Genomic DNA, 17,909 nt, shown 5'->3' with positions numbered 1-17,909 from the left:
CGGGCCGCCCCATGGGATCCGTACTCGTGGCCGTCGCGCTGGCGGTGTGGTTGCTGGTGACCGTGGTGGCCGCGCTGCCCCGGATCGGCGACGCGGTCCGCAAGCGGGTCCCCACCTGGTTCGCTCCGCTGCTGCCGGCCTGGACGTTCTTCGCGCCCAATCCGGCGACCAAGGACAAGGTGCTGATGTACCGCGATGTCCTCGCCAATGGCTCGGCCGGACCGTTGCGGCTGGTCCTGCCGGAGGGCGGGGCGCGGGGCCGGGCGGGCAAGGCGCTGTTCGATGCCGCCGCGCATCTGATGCGGCAGGCCGCGAAGGGCTGGGAGGAGGAGCCGGACGCACCGACCCGGGACGCCCGGCTGATGATCAGCACGCCCTATCTGCTGCTGCTCAACCGGGCCGCCGCGGCGCCGCATGACGCCGCCGCCATCGGCTTCGAGTTCGTCCTCGCGAACGCCAGTCTGCGGGACGAGGACCCCCAGGTGGTCTTTGTCTCCGCCGTGCACCGGCTGGAGACGGGAGTTGGGGAGGCCGGCGTACCGAAGGCCGGCGCCCGGGAGGGGACCCCATGCTGAACGAGACCGAGACGGCCCGGACGATCCTGGCCGTCTGCGGTACCGGGCTGGCCGTGTCGGCGGCGCGCGATCTGCGCCAGGCCCGCGAGTTCACCGAGGACGGCACGCTGGCGTGGTCCGTGATCGGGGCGTACCCGCACCGCTGCCCGGCCGCGGTGCGCCGGCTCTTTGTCTGGGAACGGTACCGGGCGGTGCTGGCCGTCCAGTTCACGGCGGGCCTGGCCGCCCCCGTGGTGGCCGCGCGGTCCACCGGCGGCTCGGCCGTGCTGGCCTGTGTGCTGCTGTCCACCCTGCTGCTGGGCCTGCACCGCGGTGACTACGGCACCGACGGGGCGGACCAGATGGCCGCCCTCGCTCTGCTCACCGCCGCCGCGACACTGGTCGTCGGCGGCACCGTAGGCCGGCTCTTCCTGGCCTTCCTCACCTGCCAGTTGGTGCTGAGCTATCTGATCGCGGGGGTGGCCAAGCTGGTCTCGCCGATGTGGCGCGACGGCTCCTGTCTGGCGCTGATCCTCTCCACCCACTCCTATGGTTCGCCCCGGCTGGCCGCGGCCCTGCGGGCCCGGCCGCTGCTGGGGCGCCTCCTCGCCTGGGGCGTCATGGTGCTGGAGGTGACCTTCTGGCTCGCCTTCTTCCTGCCGGGCGTCCCGCGCTGGGGGTTCCTCGCGGCCGGAGCGGCCCTGCACATCGGTATCGCGGTCACCATGGGCCTCAGTACCTTTGTCTTTGCCTTTATCGGGGCGTACCCGGCGCTGGTGTTCACGGCCGCGTCCCTCGCGGGGTGAGCGGCATGCGCCGTGGGCACCGCGCCCGTACCGGGGGGACGGACGGCCCGGACGGGGCGTCGCCCTCGGAGTCCGAACAGCTGCTGTTCGGCGGCCCGTTGCGCTACGACATGGGCTGGTCCCAGCATGAGGAGGCATACCTCGAACTCACCCTGCGCGCGGTGCTCCGCCGGCTGCCCCGGCTGCTGGCCTCCGGCTTCCGCCTGGCCTGGCGTGCCGACCCCCGCGCGGCCCGGCTCCTGGTCGCCGCCAACACCGGGCGTGGGCTCGCCCAGGCGGCAAGTCTCCTGGCGGTCAACCGTGTTCTGGCCGGGCTGCTGACGGCCGGCGCCATCGGGGACCGGCTGCGCGGCGCGCTGCCCGCCCTGATCGCGGTGAGCGTCACCATGTCGGCCGGGGCGCTGCTGCGGGCCGTCTCCACCTATGCGACGGGGCGGCTGGAGCCGCGGGTGGAGCGGGTGGCGACCGAGGTGTACCTCGAACGGGCTTCGCAGGTGGAACTGGCCGCGATCGAGGACGACCAGTTCCATAAGCTGCTCGATTCGGCCCGGTACGGGGCCTCTTCGGCCCGCCGCATGATGGGCATCGGCAACCGCGTCATCAACGCGGCGATCTCGTTCCTCACCGCCGCCGGGGTCCTCACCGTGCTGCACCCCGTGCTGCTGCCGCTGCTGGCCCTGCTGACGGTGCCGGGTTCCTGGAGCGCGCTGACCACGGCCCGTCGCCGCTATCTGTCCTTCCACGCCTGGACCCAGCACACCCGGGCCGGCGCGCTGATCGGGCATATGCTGACCGACACCGGCGCCGCGCCCGAGATCCGGGTGCATGACATCGGCCCGTTCCTGCTGCGGCACTTCCGTGCCCTGTCCGAGTCCGCCGAGGCGGAACAGGCCCGGCTGGCCCGGCTGGAGGCCCGGACCGGACTGATCGCCGCGATCTGGATCGGCGCCGCCACGGCCGCCACCTACCTCACGCTGGGCGCGCTGCTGCTGGGCGGGGCGATGGCGCTGTCCGTCGCCGGCACCGCCGTGATCGCGATCCGTACCGCCTCGGCGGATCTCACCACGCTGGCCCTGGAGGTCAATGCCCTGCATGAACAGGCCCTGTTCGTAGGGGACTTGGAGCGGCTCTGCGCGGAGGCCGAGCGGCGCACCCCGCCCACGGGGGGCCTGCCGCTGCCCGAGCGGCCGCGGCGCATCCGCTTTGAGCACATCACCTTCACCTATCCGGGCGCGGCCGGGCCGGCCCTGGACGATGTGACGCTCTCCATTCCCACCGGTGGGATCGTCGCGCTCGTCGGCAGCAATGGCTCCGGGAAGACCACCCTCGCCAAGCTCCTGGCCGGCCTCTACACCCCGCAGCGGGGCCGCATCCTCTGGGACGGCACGGACGCGGCCCTCGCCGACCGCCGGCGGCTGGCGGACCGAGTGGCCATGGTGGCCCAGGACTTCACCCGGTGGGCCTTCACCGCTCGGGCCAATGTCCTGATCGGGCGCCCGGACGCGCCGGACGGTGCGGCCCGCCTGACCGAGGCCCTGCGCCATGCCGGGGCGGAGGACCTGGTCGCCGGGCTGCCGCACGGTCTGGACACCCTGCTGGCCCGGGGGTTCCGCGGCGGCCACCAGCTGTCCGGGGGCCAGTGGCAGCGTCTGGGCTTCAGCCGCGCCGCCTACCGCCGGGGACGGATCCTGATCGTCGACGAACCCACCGCGGCCCTGGACGCCCGCGCCGAACTGATGCTCTTCGACAAGATCCGTTCCCTGGCCGGGGACGGCTGCACCGTCCTCCTGATCACCCATCGCCTCGCCTCGGTCCGCCATGCGGATCTGGTCCATGTCCTCGACGGAGGACGGCTGGTGGAATCCGGCACCCCGTCCGAGCTGCTGGCGGCGGACGGACTCTATGCCGAGCTCTACCGCCTTCAGGCCGGCCAGTACGCACCGGACAATGGTCACAGTTGGATAACACCCGCCCACCAACCGGGTGTGTGACATTGTACATGTCACATGATTCCTCGCATGAGAAGAGCGAGAGCAAGAGCCAGAACCCTGATATCGACCGCCGTCGCCCTCGGCGGAGTCCTCGCGGGCATCACCCCCGCTTCCGCCTCCGCCTTCACCGCCGCATCCGCATCCGCATCCGCATCCGAGAACACCGGCCAGGGAAAGCTCACTTGGAGCTCCTGTCACGACACCACCACTCCCGCCCTGCAGTGCGCGATGCTCGATGTACCGCTGGACTACGCGCACCCCAATGGCACCAAGATCAAGATCAAGGTGAACCGGCTCCCGGCCACCGCGCCCAAGAGCAAGCGGCAGGGCCCCATCCTGCTGAACCCCGGCGGCCCCGGCGACTCCGGTCTGTGGATGCCCGCCTATATCTCCGGCAAGCTCCCCCAGGACGTCGCCTCGGCCTACGACTGGATCGGCTTCGACCCCCGGGGCACCAACGCCAGCGAACCGCATGTCACCTGTGATGCGCACTACTTCGACGGCGAACGGCCGGACTACCAGGTCAGCAAGGGCACTTCAACGGCATGGCTGGAGAAGTCGGCCAAGTACGCCGCCGACTGTGCCGCCAACTGGAGCTGGTTCCTTCCGCATATGACCACCGTCGACAACGCGCGCGACATGGACAGCATCCGGCGGGCACTCGGCGCCCAGAAGATCAACTTCTATGGCGGTTCCTGGGGCACCTCGCTGGGCTCGACCTATGGCCAGCTCTTCCCCTCGCATGTGCGCCGGATGGTGCTGGACAGCATCGTGGGCCCCACCATCAGCTGGTACGACCACAACATCCTGCAGGACAAGGAACACCAGCGCCGGTTCGACGCCTTCGCCGCCTGGACCGCCAAGGCCGACTCGGTCTACCACCTGGGCACCGACGCCGCCACCGTGAAGCGGAAGTACTACCAGGTCGAGGACGGGCTGCGGGCCAACGCCGTGAACGCCGCCCCTGCCCCCGGCAAGATCGGCCCCGCCGAGTTCGAGGACACCTTCTACGGCGGCGGCTACAACTTCCTGCGCTGGCCCCGGATGGCCACCGTGCTGTCGGCCTATCTCACCAAGCACGACACCCGCCCGCTGACCATCGCCTACAACAGCTATGCGGCCCCGGGCGCCGATGACGGCACCTTCCCGGCGTACAACGCGGTCCAGTGCACCGAGAACAACTGGCCGCGCGACTGGGAGTTCTGGAAGAAGGACCAGGCCACGGTGGACGCCGTCGCGCCCTTCTACACCTACAACAACATGTGGTACAACGCCGCCTGCATGTTCTGGCCCTACCAGGGCCACCAGGCCGGCCGGCTGAAGATCACCGGCAAGGGGCTGCCGCCCGTCCTGCTCTTCCAGGCCACCGAGGACGCCGCCACCCCGTACCAGGGCGGCGTCGCCATGCACAAGGCACTGCCCGGATCCAAGCTGGTCGTCCAGAACGGCGGCAGCTTCCACGAGATCCTCTTCCATGGCAATGCCTGCCTGGACGACACCTTCACCGCCTATCTGCGGGACGGCAGCCTCCCCTCCGGCAAGGGCTTTATCGCCAAGACCTGCGCCCCCGAACCCGATCCCGCACCGGTCTATGTGAACCCGCCCGCCGCTTCCCTAACGGCGAAGGCCAAGTCCGCTCTCCCGCCCACCGATTCCGAGGCCGTGCACGGCGTCCGGTAGCGGAGTGCCACGGACGCCCCCATTACGGGACTCGGTTACGGGACTCGGTTACGGGACTCGGTTACGGGACTCGGTGAAATAGTCCGAGTCCCTGGGCCGGGCTGTGGCGCCACCAGCGGAATTCGGGGTAGGCGAGCGTGCGGTCGTCGATCACCGTGGCCAGGAAGACCATGGCCTGACGGCCGATGAACTCCTGCATTTCGGGGGTGAGATGGGAGCGCACCTGCCGGTCGTAGAACCGGGCCGCGCGGCCGGCGGTGCCCAGGTGCTGCTGCAGCCGGTGTTCACCCGCTGATCCGAAAGACGGCGGAGGCAAGGTCACGAGAGGGTTCAGGGAACGGAAAGGACCGGAGTCTCGAAGGGGTCGTGATGGATGTGGCGGGGAGAGGTGCCATGGAAGGTGAGCGTCTCCCTGGCCGAGGCGATCATCTGAGCCGGGCCACTGAGAAAGGCGTCGTGCTCGTACCACGGCCCGTACTCGACCAGCACCTCCGGCAAGGCTCCCCGGATCCCGGGAATGCGCTCATGGGAGACCGCGCCCCTGATGGTCAGCCAGTGGTGCCGCTGGGCCATCCGGAGCATTTCGTCGACCCCGTACAACTCGGCCGCGGTCCGGGCGCCGAGGAACAGTTCCACCTGATGGTGCCCCCCTCGGCGGGCGACCTCTTCGATCAGTGCCCGGATCGGAGCGAGACCGGTGCCGCCGGCCACAAAGAGCAGTTGGCTGTGCTCGGCCGCGTCCAGGACCATGTCGCCCATCGGGGGCCCCAGCCGGACCACATCGCCCACCGATGCACGGTGCACCAGCGCACCGCTGACCGAACCGCCGGCCACCGCACGCACATGAAAGGTGAGTGTGCCGTCCTCACGAGGCGCGTTCGCGACGGAGTAGTAACGCCACCGCCTCGGCCACCAAGGGGTCTCGATGCTCACATACTGGCCCGCGGCGTACGGGTAGCTGCCATGGGGGCGCACCGTGATTTCGGCGATGCCATGGCCGCGCGGGACCCGGTGCACCACCGTGGCGGGCCACACGGCGGGCCGTACCGCCGCGTCCTGCTCGGCCGCATTGATCATGACCTGGGCGACTATGCCGTACGCCTTTGTCCAGGCCGCGGCGGTCTCCGGGGTCCAGGCCGGGCCGGCATGGCGGGCCAGAGTGTCGAGGAGGCACTCGCCCACCGCCGGGAAGTGCGCCGGGAGGGTGCCGAACTTGCGGTGCTCACGGCCGAGTTGTCCGCAGAAGCGGACGAGGCTCTCGGGGTCGTCGACCAGCTCCACCACACGCAACAGCGCACGCAGCAGGCGGTCGCGCTGGATGTCCATCCCCTGCGGGAACAGGCGTCGCACATCGGGGTAGCGGGCGAAGAGGATTGCATAGAAATAGACCGTTATCTCCCCTGCCAGGGGCTCAACCACTGCCAGTGAGCTCCTGATGAGGCCTGTCTCATGGTCCGACAAAGGCGCTTCGGCGGTCTCCGGCTCTCTCATGGGGTCAGCGCTCCCCATCCGCCATTCGGCATGACCTCCGCGAGCCCGCACCACAGGCCGAAATCCCGCAAGCCGCCCCCTTGTTGAGGTGCACCGAGGGCGTGACCGCTATGGGCTCCCCGTCTGAGGAGAACCGCGCGGGAGTCGCAAGGGGCCAACATAAATCCTCATCGGAGTGCGGAGCCAAAGAAACGGAATAAATGCTTCCGGATGTCACACGATCCTCAATGAGGGCCACCGGACGGGGAAGGGAGGTACCCACTAGAACTCGGGACCGGAACTTGTTGAATCGCTCCATGTGACGCGGTTACCGCGATACTCACCCTCGGTCACCGAAGTAAGGTCGGCAAGGCAGGCCCGTTATTCGTCGATCAGCCGAGGAGCCATGGATGAAAATGTTGATCAACGTCCCCGAGACCGTGGTCTCCGACGCCCTGCGCGGAATGGCCGCCGCACATCCCGAGCTGGCCGTGGATGTGGAGCACCGGGTGATCCTGCGCCGGGACGCCCCGGTGGCGGGGAAGGTGGCGCTGGTCTCGGGCGGCGGGTCGGGGCATGAGCCGCTGCACGGTGGGTTCGTCGGTCCGGGGATGCTGGACGCGGCCTGTCCCGGGGAGGTGTTCACCTCGCCCGTACCCGATCAGATGGTGCGGGCCGCGGCCGCCGTGGACAGCGGGCGGGGCGTGCTGTTCATCGTGAAGAACTACACGGGCGATGTACTCAACTTCAATATGGCCGCCGAACTGGCCGAGGACGAGGGCATCCAGGTGGCCTGCGTGCTGGTCAACGACGATGTCGCGGTGACCGACAGCACCTACACCGCCGGGCGCCGGGGCACCGGCGGCACCCTGTTCGTGGAGAAGATCGCGGGAGCGGCGGCCGAGCAGGGCGCCCCGCTGGAGCGGGTGGAGTCCATCGCCCGCCGGGTCAATGAAGCCTCGCGGAGCTTCGGGGTCGCCCTGACCGCCTGCAGCACCCCGGCCAAGGGCGGACCCACCTTTGAACTCCCGCCGGGCGAGCTGGAGTTGGGGGTGGGAATTCATGGCGAGCCGGGACGCGAGCGGCGGGCGATGATGACCGCCGGGGAGATTGCCGACTTCGCGGTGGACGCCGTGCTGGAGGACCTCAGGCCCAGCGCCCCGGTGCTGGTGCTGGTCAACGGGGCGGGCGGCACTCCCCTGCTGGAACTCTATGGCTTCACCGCCGAGGTGCACCGGGTGCTGCGCGAGCGCGGGGTGGCGGTGGCCAGGACGCTGGTGGGCAACTATGTCACCTCCCTGGACATGGCCGGTGCCTCGGTGACGCTGTGCCAGGTCGATGACGAACTGCTGCGGCTCTGGGACGCCCCGGTACGCACCGCCGGGCTGCGCTGGGGTTGTTGACCCGTCCTCAGATCGTGCCGTCAGGCCCCGTGCCAGACGGTGGTGGTGTTGCAGAACTCCCGGATGCCATGGCCGGACAGTTCACGGCCGTAGCCGGAGCGCTTGACGCCACCGAAGGGGAAGGCGGGATGGGAGGCGGTCATGCCGTTGAAGTAGACGCCGCCTGCCTCCAAGTCGCGGACACAGCGCTCCTGTTCGGCCTCGTCCCGGGTCCAGACATTGGAACTCAGGCCGAACGGGGAGTCATTGGCGATCCGCAGCGCGTCATCGAGGTTGCGCGCCCGGTAGACGGTGGCCACCGGGCCGAATGCCTCCTCATGGTGGATGCGCATCCCGGGGGTCACTCCGGTGAGCACCGTGGGCTGGTAGAACCAGCCCCTGGTCAGTGACTCGGGCTCGGTGGGGCACCGCCCGCCGCACAGTGCGGTGGCGCCCCGGCCCAGGGCGTCGTCCACCAGCGCCGCCAGGTCGTCCCGTCCCTGCTCGGTGGCGAGCGGGCCGATATCGGTGGACTCCTGCATCGGGTCGCCCACGGTGAGGGCGTCCATCAGAGCGGTGAAGCGCTCGGTGAACACATCATGGATGTCGGTGTGCACAATGAACCGCTTGGCCGCGATGCAGGACTGCCCGTTGTTCTGCACCCGGGCGGTGACCGCCACGCGTACCGCGCGGTCCACATCGGCCGAGGGCAGCACCAGGAAGGGGTCGCTGCCGCCCAGCTCCAGGACCGTCTTCTTCACCTCGTCACCGGCGATGGCAGCGACCGAGCGGCCGGCCGGTTCGCTTCCGGTGAGGGTGGCGGCGGCCACCCGGTGGTCACGCAGCAGGGATTCCACGGCGCGGGAGCTCACCAGCAGGGACTGGAAGCAGCCCGGGGGGTATCCCGCCCGCCGGAAGAGGTCTTCCAGGTAGAGCGCGGTCTGCGGCACATTGGAGGCGTGTTTCAGCAGTCCGACGTTGCCGGCCATCAGAGCGGGCGCGGCGAACCTGATGACCTGCCAGAGCGGGAAGTTCCAGGGCATCACGGCCAGGATCACGCCCAGCGGACGGTAGTGGACCCGGGCGCGGACCGCACCGGAGTCCTTGATGTCGGCCTCGGCCGGGTGCTCGTCGGCCAGCAGGCCCTCGGCGTGTTGGGCGTACCAGCGCATGGCCTTGGCGCACTTGGCCGCCTCGGCCCGGGCGGCGGCCAGTGGCTTGCCCATCTCCAGGGTCATGGTGCGGGCGATGTCGTCCTGGTCCTCCTCCAGCAGGTCCGCCGCGCCGCCCAGCAGCCGGGCCCGCTCGGCGAAGGAGGTGGTGCGGTGCCGCAGGGACGCCTCGGCGGCCGCTTCCACCCGCCGCTCGATCTCCTGGGAGCCGAACTCCTCGAAGGTCTTGAGGGTCTCGCCGGTCGTGGGGTTCACCGTCGCGATGGCCATGGCCGTCCTTCCTCGCAGCGCGCTGCTCCGACCCCTCGACCTTGCGCCGCACCGAGGTGCGGCGCAAGACGGGCCGGGCCCCCAGGGGCGCGAGGCTGTTGCGTCATGCGGCTCCGCCGCGTGGGCGCGACCAGCCACGGACAACCCGCAGCCAGCTGACCCCGTTACCGGCGGAGCGCTACCGCGGGGGCCGGTCCGCGTCGTCCGCTGCCCGGGCCGGCCCGGGCAGCCGTGCGGTATCCCAGCCGCCCATCGCCTCCGGCCCGGATTCCGCGCCGGCGGTGGCCGGCAGCCCGGGCGAGATCACCGTGCCCTCCACCACCGGGGGGCCGGCCCGGTCCGGCAGGGCCCGCATCCGGTACATCACCGCCACGGCCATCGCCGAGGACAGCCCGAAGCAGGTGCAGCACACCCAGGGCAGCCAGGGCAGGCCCGCCCGTTTGGCCATGTCCATGGACCAGCCGACCACCGCGTTGCCACCGGCCGCGGTCAGCCCGGCGAAGACATAGAAGAGGCCGAAGTACGTCCCGGCCAGTGCCTCCCGGCCGAACCGGGGGATCATCTCCAGCACCGCGGGGTGCGCCACCATCGTCCCGAAGAACAGCAGCAGCGACCCAAGGACCATGATCACCATCCGGGGGGCGATCTCCCGCGCCCCGTTGGGCGGGTCCATCGCGCAGATCAGCAGCGGTGGCAGGAAGGACAGTCCCATCACCACCAGTCCGGGCCCCACCCAGCGGGGACCGCCGCCATGCCGTTCCAGCGCCCGGGTGATCGGCAGCTGGAAGAGGTTGGCCACCGCGCCCATGCCCAGCAGCACCCCGGCCGCCCCGTCCCAGCCGGACGCCTGCCGGGCGCCGTCCGGGAGCAGCAGGCACAGCTGGTTCTCCACGGTGAACATGCCGGTGGTGGCGAAGGAGAACAGCAGGAACCTGCGGTTGCCGAAGACCTCCAGCCAGTCGCCCAGCACACTGCCCCGGCTGCCGCCGACCGGCGGGCTGTCCGGAAGCACCAGCGCCTGGGCGACGGTCAGCAGTGCGAAGACCCCGGCGCCGGCCACCGCCCAGATGCGGAAGTCGGTCATATACAGGACGCTGCCCAGCACCAGCCCGATCAGCGAGCCAATGGTGGCGTACACATTGAGCAGTGCGAACGCCTCCGCCTTGCGTACTCCCGGGGACAGGGCGACATAGGCGCGGGTGGATGGATAGAACAGCCCCGCCGCCAGCCCGTTGAGCAACGACGCCCCACAGACCACCGGCAGGGTGCTGCCGAAGGCGAAGAGCGAGAAGCCCAGGGTGCGCAGGGCGCACCCGGCGATGATCACCGTTCGGGGTCCCAGCCGGTCGGCCGCCGAGCCGCCCAGCAGAAACAGGCCCTGCTGGCCCAGGTTCCGGATGCCCAGCACCAGTCCGACCAGCGCTGCGGACATTCCGAGATCTCGTCCCAGATATGCGGCGAGAAGCGGGACCAGGATATAGAACCCGATATCGATCCCAAACTGGTTGATCAATAGCAGTCGCAATGCGAGAGGGAACTCACGAGTCACCCGAAAAGCTTTCATGCGCATCCCTGAATTCATCTCGAACAGGCAGAGAACGCCCAGTGTCGAGCAGGCGCTAAAGGCCCGGAGGGGGTGAAAAGTGCGCAAAGCGATGGGAACGTTGGCCGGTTTGACCTCGTATGTTTCCCGCGATCACCCCAAGATCAGGGGGCGGGGCGGGTCATCGCCCGGCTCGCCGGATCGCTCTTCCCAAAAAGGGAACAGCCGCACTCGATGACGTTGAGCGAGCGGTCGATCATATGCTTTTGCGGTGCATCCTCACCGACTCCCGACTGCGCTCGGAAGAATACGCAGCAGACACTTTAGCAAAGCTAAGGGATTTCGGATAGAGCGGGATGTCGAGCGCTTCAAGCCAGATCGCCGAGGCGTCGCGGAATTTTGCCCGCTCTTTTCTTCGAGCCGGGGAACTCGCGTGCAGGGAACTGGCCTCCGAGGCCCGGGAACGACCGGCACAGCGGAATGCGCCCGGCAACAACGGCCGGGCGCATCCGGGAGAAGTGGATCGCGCGAGCGGACCTCAGGCGGACGCGGCGCGCCCGCCCACCAGCCGAAGCCGGTCACGGATCACCCGCACCGCCGCCTCGGCGTCGTCCACGGTGACCGTGTAGGTACGGCCGTCACCGAGCCGCACCACAAATCCCTCACCGCGTCGCACGATCACCGCGGTGCCCTGCTCCGGCCGCCAGCGGTAGCCCCAGCCGCCCCAGTGCCGGGGAGTGAGGCGGGGAGCGAAGTCCGCGCCGATCACCTGGGCCAGCGGGATCCGGGTGCGCGGCAGCCCGATATGGCCACAGCGGATCTCCAGGGTGTCCTTGTCGACCCGTACCGCCACATGGACGAAGGCCAGGGTGCCGAAGAGCATCAGCAGCCCCGCCGCCACACAGCCCACCACCGACATCACCAGGGGCGCCAGCCCCGAGGTCCAGGGGCTGTCCACGGCCAGCTCGATGCCCAGCGCCATACAGGCGGCACCCGCCGCGGCGAGCAGCCACTGCGCTCGGTTGGTGGCACGGCCGGTCCACACCGCGGGCTCCGGATCCGGCCCGCCGGAATCATCGCCGGGGCTCCGCGCGCCCTCATCACCCCTGGGTGCTCCGGGCTTCTCGCTCATACCCCGCAAGCCTACCCACCTTCGCCGGCCGCGGCAGGGGGGCGGAAACGCCGGGCCGGCGGCCGGACGCCCGGTGCGGCGCCCGGCGGAAGCGGTCAGGCGCGGGCGGGCGCCAGCGCGGCCAGCAAGCGGCCCTCGGAGTAGCCCAGCGCGGCCGGCATCGGCTCCGCGGCCTCCTGGCCGCCCAGCAGCACGGTCAGCCGGCCACGGGGTTCGGCGTCCGGCCGCGGTGCCGCGCCGATCCGGCGCAGCGCCTGCGCGGCGACCGCCCCGGCGGAGCCATGCAGCACCAGCGGCGGGGCGGACGGCGGCTGGACGGCGGCCCGGATGCGCTCGGCGACCAGCTCATAGTGGGTGCAGCCCAGCACGACGGCCCGGATGTCCCGGGGCGTACGGGCGGCGGCCGCGGCCACCGCGGCGTCGATCGCCCGGTCGTCCGCCCGCTCCACGGCGTCGGCCAGTCCCGGGCAGGGGACCTCGGTGACCTCCACCCCGGCGGCGAAGTCACGGATCAGGGCCCGCTGATAGGGGCTGCCGGTGGTGAGCGGGGTGGCCCAGATGGCGATCGGCCCGCCGCCGGCCGCCGCGGGCTTGACGGCCGGCACGGTGCCGATCACCGGCAGCCCGGGCTCCAGCTCGGCCCGGATCGCGGCCAGCGCGCGCACCGAGGCGGTGTTGCAGGCGATGATCAGCGCATCCGGCCGCTGGGCGGCGGCGGCTCGGGCGCAGCCCAGGGCAAGCTCGGTGACGTCCTCGGAAGTCCTGGGGCCCCAGGGCATGCTGCCGGGGTCGGAGGAGATGACGAGATCGGCGTCCGGCCGCAGGCGGTGCACAGCGGCGGCCGCCGCCAGAAGGCCGATGCCGGAGTCCATAAGCGCGATCTTCACCCGGTCACTTTAATGGATGACCCCTTGACCCGGCCCGGGCGGCCCGGAAGGACCGGCGTGAGAGCCGCCACTGCGGCAGACTTCGGCGGGTGAACGCGCTGACATGGATCTCGCTGGGTTCCCTGACCGCGTGGGCCTGGCTGTTGCTCGGGCAGGGCCTGTTCTGGCGCACCGATGTGCGCCTGCCACCGCGCGCCGCGCCGGACGGCTGGCCGTCGGTGGCGGTGGTCGTCCCGGCCCGGGACGAGGCCCGGGTGCTGCCCGGCAGCCTGCCCTCCCTGCTGGCCCAGGACTATCCGGGCCGGGCGGAGGTCTTCCTGATCGACGACGGGAGCACCGACGGCACCGGCGAGCTGGCCCGGGCCCTCGCCGAGCGGCACGGCGGGCTGCCGCTGACCGTGGACACGCCCGGAGAGCCGGGCCCGGGCTGGACGGGCAAGCTCTGGGCGGTCCGGCACGGCATGGCGCTGGCCCGCGCCCGCACCGACACCGAGTATCTGCTGCTGACCGACGCGGACATCGCCCACCGGCCCGGCAGCCTGCGGGAGTTGGTGGCCGCGGCCCGTACGGGCGGACTGGACCTGGTCTCGCAGATGGCCCGGCTGCGGGTGGCCACGCCCTGGGAACGGCTGGTCATCCCGGCCTTTGTCTACTTCTTCGCCCAGCTCTATCCATTCCGCCGGGTCAACCGGCCGGGCGCCCGGACCGCCGCCGCGGCCGGCGGCTGTGTACTGCTGCGCCGGGAGGCCGCCGAGCGGGCCGGCATCCCGGAGAGCATCCGGCACGCGGTGATCGACGATGTCTCGCTGGCCCGCGCCGTCAAGCGCTCCGGCGGCCGGATCTGGCTGGGGCTCGCCGAACAGGTGGACAGCGTACGGCCCTACCCCGGGCTCGGTGAGCTATGGCGGATGGTCTCGCGCAGCGCCTATGCCCAGCTCCGCTACAGCCCACCGCTGTTGGCGGCCACGGTGGCCGGCCTGGCGCTGGTGTACCTGGCGCCGCCCGCGGCCGTGGTGACGGGGGCGCTCACCGGTGACCGGGTGGCCCTGGCGGCGGGGGCCATGGCCTGGGCGGTGATGGCCGGGACCTACGCACCGATGCTGCGCCACTACCGGCAGCCCTGGTGGCTGGCCCCGCTGCTGCCGGTCACCGCGCTGCTGTACCTGCTGATGACGGTGGACTCGGCGGTCCAGCACCACCGGGGCCGGGGCGCGGCCTGGAAGGGGCGGACCTACACCCGCCCCGAGGCCGCGCCCTGAGGGCGGCCCGGGCAGCTCATTTGCGGCCGGGCCGCCAGTTCATCCCCCAGCCATAGGCGTGGTCCAGGGTGCGCTGCGGGCTGACCCCGCGGGCCGGCACCAGATAGCGGGCCTCGCGCTGGACCATCAGATCACCGCCCTCATTGGTGATCAGGGCCAGTGCGCAGACGTTCGACGGCACGGTGCACTCGTCCAGCGAGAACTCCACGGGTGCGCCGTGCTGCGGCTGCAGGGTGACGGTGGCGTGCAGCCCGGCGAAGCTTGTGGCGCCCTCGTAGATGGTGACGAACACCAGGATCCGCCGGAAGGCGCTGCGATGGTCGAGGTTGATGGTGAGGTTCTCGCCGGTGTCCACCGCCCCGGTGCGGTCGTCCCCGTCGAGGTGGATATAGGGCGGGCGGTGCACGGCGCCAAAGGCGTTGCCCAGCGCCTGGACGACCCCCTTGGTGCCGTCCGTCATCTCGTACAGCGCCCCCAGGTCCAGGTCCAGCTGCTGCTGGGGTGCCATCACCTTGCTCAGCCGCCGGGCCCAGCCGCCCTGGGACGCCTCCCGCATCTGCCAGTTGAGGTTGACCCGCATGGTGCCGGAGGTACCGCCCTGTTTGGCGAGCGAGACGGTGGGGCGGTCCTTGGTGAGCGTCACCTTGCTCAGTGACACAGGGCTCGGTGATACGGGGTTCAGCGATACGGGGTTCAGTGACACGGGACTCAGTGGCTCAGGGCGCGGGGCGGACCCGGGCGCCGGTGCCGCCAGGGGCGCGGGCGGCGCGAACGGTTGCGCTTCCGGCGCGGGCGCGCCCTGTGGGGCCGGGGGGAACTGCGGCGGGGAAGGCGGCAGTTGGGGCGGTGCCACCGGGGCACGATCCGGTGCCCCCGGCACGGCCGCCGGCACCTCGTCCACCGTGATGCCGAAGTCCGTCGCCAGCCCCGCCAGCCCTCTGTGGTACCCCTGGCCGACGGCCCGGAACTTCCACTCCCCCTGCCGGCGGTAGAGCTCGCCCAGCACAAAGGCCGTCTCCACGGTGGCGTCCTGGCTGTCGAAGCGGGCCAGTTCGGCCCCGTCCGCCGCGTCCAGCACCCGGATGTACAGCCCGGGAACCTGGCCGAAAGCGCCTCCGTCCGCCGAGGCAGCCAGGACCACGGACTCGATCTCCGGCTCGACGGCGGCCAGGTCCACCATGAGGGACTCCGTCAGGATCGCGCCAATGGGCGCCTTGCCGAGGTGCCGTACCGCGCCGGAGGGGTGCGCCCCCTGGTTGTAGAAGACGAAGTCGTCGTCGGAGCGCACCCGCCCATGAGCCAGCAGCAGCGCCGACGCGTCGACGTCCGGCACCCCCGGGCCCGGGTTCCAGCCCAGCTCAACCCGCACCGTCCGCGCGGATATCCGGATGTTGGCGCCCTTGCGCATCCCCATGTTCCACCCCTGAATCGGGCTCCGGGAGCCCCGGTCGGGTCGGTCGTTACACCTGCTCAACGCCCCCGGACCGGAGAATTCTCCGCGTTCGCCCGGATTTTTCATCGGCGGCACCCGAGGTGCCGGAATCAACCCCCGTACCTGACTCCCCAACCGGCACACCGGGGGCTTACCTTATGGGCTATGACCTCCCCGCGCAGTGCCTACGGCAGCGGTTACTACACCGCGTCGTCCTTCAAGGACACCCCCATTTACGACAGCCTCGTCGCCGAGCGGGGCACCCCTCAGATCGCGCCGATCCGGGTCTCCGCCCCCTATGACATGGGCGGATCCATGGGCGGCAGTTCGCTGCCGGCGCTGCCCGCGCTGCCGTCCGGGCCCTCCGCGGCTCCGGCACCCGCCGGCTACCAGGCACCGCAGCCCCAGCAGACCGGCTACACCCAACAGCCCCAGCAGTACGGGCAGCAGGCCGCCCCGCAGCCCGCCGGGCTGCAGCAGGCCGCCGTCCCGTACATCCCGCAGCAGGCCTCGGCGCCGCGCGGCTACCCGGGCCCGCAGCAGTACCAGCAGCGGCCCGCCGCCCCGGCCGGCTATGACGCGATGCGCCCGGTCGCCCCGCGCCCGGCGCAGCAGGAAGGCCCGTACGGCAGCCAGTACCCGAACCAGGGCGGATACTGACGAATCTCCCGATCTCTCCCGAATCCGGGGGGCTCGGCCCGGTCAACTGCCCAAGATCGCTGGCAAGATGGCCTCATGTCCGTACCTGTACTGAAGGCCATCCACTTCTATCCGGTGAAGTCGATGGCAGGCTGCGCACCCGGCGAGGCGGCCGTGGAGCCGTGGGGGCTCGCCGGGGACCGCAGGTGGCTGCTGGCCGACGCCGACGGCCGGGCCGTCACCCAGCGGCAGCAGCCCCGGCTCACCCTGGTCTCGGCACGGCCCGCCCCGGGCGGCGGGCTGCTGCTGACGGCGCCGGGCACCGAGCCCTTGGAGGTCGCCGTGCCCTCGGAGCGGGAGCACGGCACATGTGTCGTGGAACTGTTCCAGGACAAGGTGGAGTCGGTGCCCGCCGCCGCCTCCGCCCACGCCTGGCTGAGCGATTTCCTCGGCATACCGGTCCGGCTGATGCATATGGACCGGCCGGAGAGCCGCCGCGCGGTCGACCCCAAGTACGCCCGCGAGGGCGACACGGTGAGCTTCGCCGACGCCTATCCGCTGCTGGTCACCACCACGGCCTCGCTGGACGCCCTCAACTCCCTGATCGCACAGGGCGATCACCCCGGCGAGGGCCCGCTGCCGATGAACCGTTTCCGCCCCAATCTGGTGGTGGACGGCACCACCGCCTGGGCCGAGGACGACTGGCGGCGGCTGCGGGTCGGCGAGGTGACCTTCCGGGTCGCCAAACCCTGCGGGCGCTGTGTGATCACCACCACCGACCAGACGACCGCCGCGCGCGGCAAGGAACCGCTGCGCACCCTGGCCCGGCACCGCCGCCGGGAGAACGGGCTGATCTTCGGGCAGCATCTGATCCCCGAGCACACCGGAGTGCTGCGGGTCGGCGACCGGGTCGAGATCCTCGGCTGAGCAAGGGAACACGACGTCAATGCGACGCCCCAACCTCCGGTCACCGGGAGTGATTTCACTCTCTCCGCCGTCCGTCCCGGTATGCCGGGACGCCCGCGCGGAAAGACCGAGGCAAAGGGGGTGAGCACCGTGCGCATGATGCCTTGGGGATGGTTCGGCCGGCTGGTGCGGCGGCCCGCCTGGCGCTGGCGGCGCAATCCGCTGCGCCGCCGCAGCGATGCCGTGGAGGCCTGGCTGGGGCTGGTGGCGGTGCTGCTGATGCTGGTGGCCGGGTCGGTGGCCGGCTGGACCTCGGGCTCGCACGCCCATGCCGCGCTGTGGCACGCGGTGCGTGAACAGCGCCTGCACCGGCACCAGGTGGAGGCCGTGCTGCTCAAGGCGCTGCCCAGCCGTGCCATGGACACCGACCGCGAGCCCGGCGCCGAACACGAGGGCCATCACCGGGCGATAGCCCGCTGGCCCGGCCCGGACGGCACGCCGCACACCGGGGTGGTACCGGTGCACGGCACCGCCGAGCCCGGGCGGCGCTTCGCCCTGTGGACCGACGACCGGGGCGGGGCGGCCGCCCGCCCGCTGGACGGTGCCACCGCACAGGTCCACTCGGTGCTGGCGGGGATCGGCGCGGCCGCCGCCACCGCGGGCGTCATACAGGGGGCCCGGGTACTGGCGGTGCGCCGGCTGATGCGCCGCCGGTACGCCCGCTGGGAACAGGACTGGGAACGGGCCCGGCACACCTGGGGCCGGGCGGACGCGGGAAGCTGACCG

At 71.2% G+C, this 17,909-nt stretch carries 16 protein-coding genes; 9 read left to right on the top strand and 7 right to left on the bottom strand.

Annotated elements, in window-relative coordinates; translation table 11 throughout:
• The first annotated feature begins 11 nt into the window (after nt 1–11).
• The 4 genes from ACIHFE_RS28785 to ACIHFE_RS28770 are packed head-to-tail and all read left to right on the top strand — an operon-like array spanning nt 12 to nt 5,031.
• The gene (locus tag ACIHFE_RS28785) at nt 12–575 is read left to right on the top strand and encodes a hypothetical protein (RefSeq protein WP_400111098.1); all 564 of its coding nucleotides are present in this window, start codon (nt 12–14) and stop codon (nt 573–575) included.
• On the top strand, nt 569–1,360 hold the full coding sequence (locus ACIHFE_RS28780) for a hypothetical protein (protein ID WP_400111097.1): 792 nt from the start codon (nt 569–571) through the stop codon (nt 1,358–1,360). Before ACIHFE_RS28785 ends, ACIHFE_RS28780 begins: the two co-directional genes overlap by 7 nt.
• Nucleotides 1,361–1,365: 5 nt before the next feature.
• Complete coding sequence (locus ACIHFE_RS28775) at nt 1,366–3,351, top strand: ABC transporter ATP-binding protein (RefSeq protein WP_400111095.1); 1,986 nt, start codon at nt 1,366–1,368, stop codon at nt 3,349–3,351.
• A gap of 27 nt (nt 3,352–3,378) precedes the next feature.
• Nucleotides 3,379–5,031, top strand: coding sequence for an alpha/beta hydrolase (locus tag ACIHFE_RS28770; RefSeq protein WP_400111093.1), 1,653 nt, complete (start codon nt 3,379–3,381; stop codon nt 5,029–5,031).
• A gap of 61 nt (nt 5,032–5,092) precedes the next feature.
• Here ACIHFE_RS28770 and ACIHFE_RS28765 read toward each other — a convergent pair whose 3' ends face one another.
• Together ACIHFE_RS28765 and ACIHFE_RS28760 are read right to left on the bottom strand one after the other, a co-directional pair.
• Nucleotides 5,093–5,353: a hypothetical protein gene (locus ACIHFE_RS28765; protein WP_400111091.1), complete on the bottom strand. Its 261-nt coding sequence runs from the start codon at nt 5,351–5,353 to the stop codon at nt 5,093–5,095.
• 8 nt (nt 5,354–5,361) lie between these two features.
• A complete protein-coding gene (locus ACIHFE_RS28760) occupies nt 5,362–6,450 on the bottom strand; it encodes a globin domain-containing protein (RefSeq protein ID WP_400111090.1) in 1,089 nt (362 codons plus the stop codon).
• Between the two features lie 461 nt (nt 6,451–6,911).
• On the opposite strand from ACIHFE_RS28760, the gene dhaK reads away from it, so the two are divergent.
• The gene (dhaK, locus tag ACIHFE_RS28755; protein WP_400111089.1) at nt 6,912–7,904 is read left to right on the top strand and encodes a dihydroxyacetone kinase subunit DhaK; all 993 of its coding nucleotides are present in this window, start codon (nt 6,912–6,914) and stop codon (nt 7,902–7,904) included.
• 20 nt (nt 7,905–7,924) lie between these two features.
• On the opposite strand, the gene ACIHFE_RS28750 is transcribed toward dhaK, so the two are convergent.
• The 4 genes from ACIHFE_RS28750 to ACIHFE_RS28735 all read right to left on the bottom strand — a co-directional run bounded on the left by ACIHFE_RS28750 (nt 7,925) and on the right by ACIHFE_RS28735 (nt 12,887).
• The gene (locus ACIHFE_RS28750; protein ID WP_400111087.1) at nt 7,925–9,325 is read right to left on the bottom strand and encodes an NADP-dependent succinic semialdehyde dehydrogenase; all 1,401 of its coding nucleotides are present in this window, start codon (nt 9,323–9,325) and stop codon (nt 7,925–7,927) included.
• Nucleotides 9,326–9,503: 178 nt separating this feature from the next.
• A complete protein-coding gene (locus tag ACIHFE_RS28745; RefSeq protein ID WP_400111085.1) occupies nt 9,504–10,889 on the bottom strand; it encodes an MFS transporter in 1,386 nt (461 codons plus the stop codon).
• Nucleotides 10,890–11,406: 517 nt separating this feature from the next.
• Nucleotides 11,407–12,000 (bottom strand): hypothetical protein, encoded by a 594-nt coding sequence (locus tag ACIHFE_RS28740; protein WP_400111083.1) that lies wholly within the window; start codon nt 11,998–12,000, stop codon nt 11,407–11,409.
• 95 nt (nt 12,001–12,095) lie between these two features.
• A complete protein-coding gene (locus tag ACIHFE_RS28735) occupies nt 12,096–12,887 on the bottom strand; it encodes a glutamate racemase (protein WP_400111081.1) in 792 nt (263 codons plus the stop codon).
• 89 nt (nt 12,888–12,976) lie between these two features.
• Between ACIHFE_RS28735 and ACIHFE_RS28730 the strand changes: the two genes are divergently transcribed.
• On the top strand, nt 12,977–14,146 hold the full coding sequence (locus tag ACIHFE_RS28730; protein ID WP_400111079.1) for a glycosyltransferase: 1,170 nt from the start codon (nt 12,977–12,979) through the stop codon (nt 14,144–14,146).
• Between the two features lie 16 nt (nt 14,147–14,162).
• Here the strand turns inward: ACIHFE_RS28730 and ACIHFE_RS28725 are convergent, their stop codons facing one another.
• The gene (locus tag ACIHFE_RS28725; RefSeq protein ID WP_400111181.1) at nt 14,163–15,554 is read right to left on the bottom strand and encodes a TerD family protein; all 1,392 of its coding nucleotides are present in this window, start codon (nt 15,552–15,554) and stop codon (nt 14,163–14,165) included.
• 189 nt (nt 15,555–15,743) lie between these two features.
• Between ACIHFE_RS28725 and ACIHFE_RS28720 the strand changes: the two genes are divergently transcribed.
• The 3 genes from ACIHFE_RS28720 to ACIHFE_RS28710 all read left to right on the top strand — a co-directional run bounded on the left by ACIHFE_RS28720 (nt 15,744) and on the right by ACIHFE_RS28710 (nt 17,906).
• Nucleotides 15,744–16,238: a DUF6643 family protein gene (locus ACIHFE_RS28720; protein WP_400111078.1), complete on the top strand. Its 495-nt coding sequence runs from the start codon at nt 15,744–15,746 to the stop codon at nt 16,236–16,238.
• Nucleotides 16,239–16,313: 75 nt separating this feature from the next.
• Nucleotides 16,314–17,144 carry an MOSC domain-containing protein gene (locus ACIHFE_RS28715; RefSeq protein WP_400111076.1) on the top strand — a complete coding sequence of 277 codons (831 nt, stop codon included), beginning with the start codon at nt 16,314–16,316 and terminating at the stop codon, nt 17,142–17,144.
• Between the two features lie 135 nt (nt 17,145–17,279).
• Nucleotides 17,280–17,906 (top strand): hypothetical protein, encoded by a 627-nt coding sequence (locus tag ACIHFE_RS28710; protein ID WP_400111179.1) that lies wholly within the window; start codon nt 17,280–17,282, stop codon nt 17,904–17,906.
• Nucleotides 17,907–17,909 lie beyond the last annotated feature (3 nt).

The sequence above is a fragment of the Streptomyces sp. NPDC052396 genome (assembly GCF_044593195.1).
In the GTDB taxonomy this organism is placed as follows: domain Bacteria; phylum Actinomycetota; class Actinomycetes; order Streptomycetales; family Streptomycetaceae; genus Streptomyces.
This window is presented reverse-complemented; position numbering and strand designations above follow the sequence as displayed.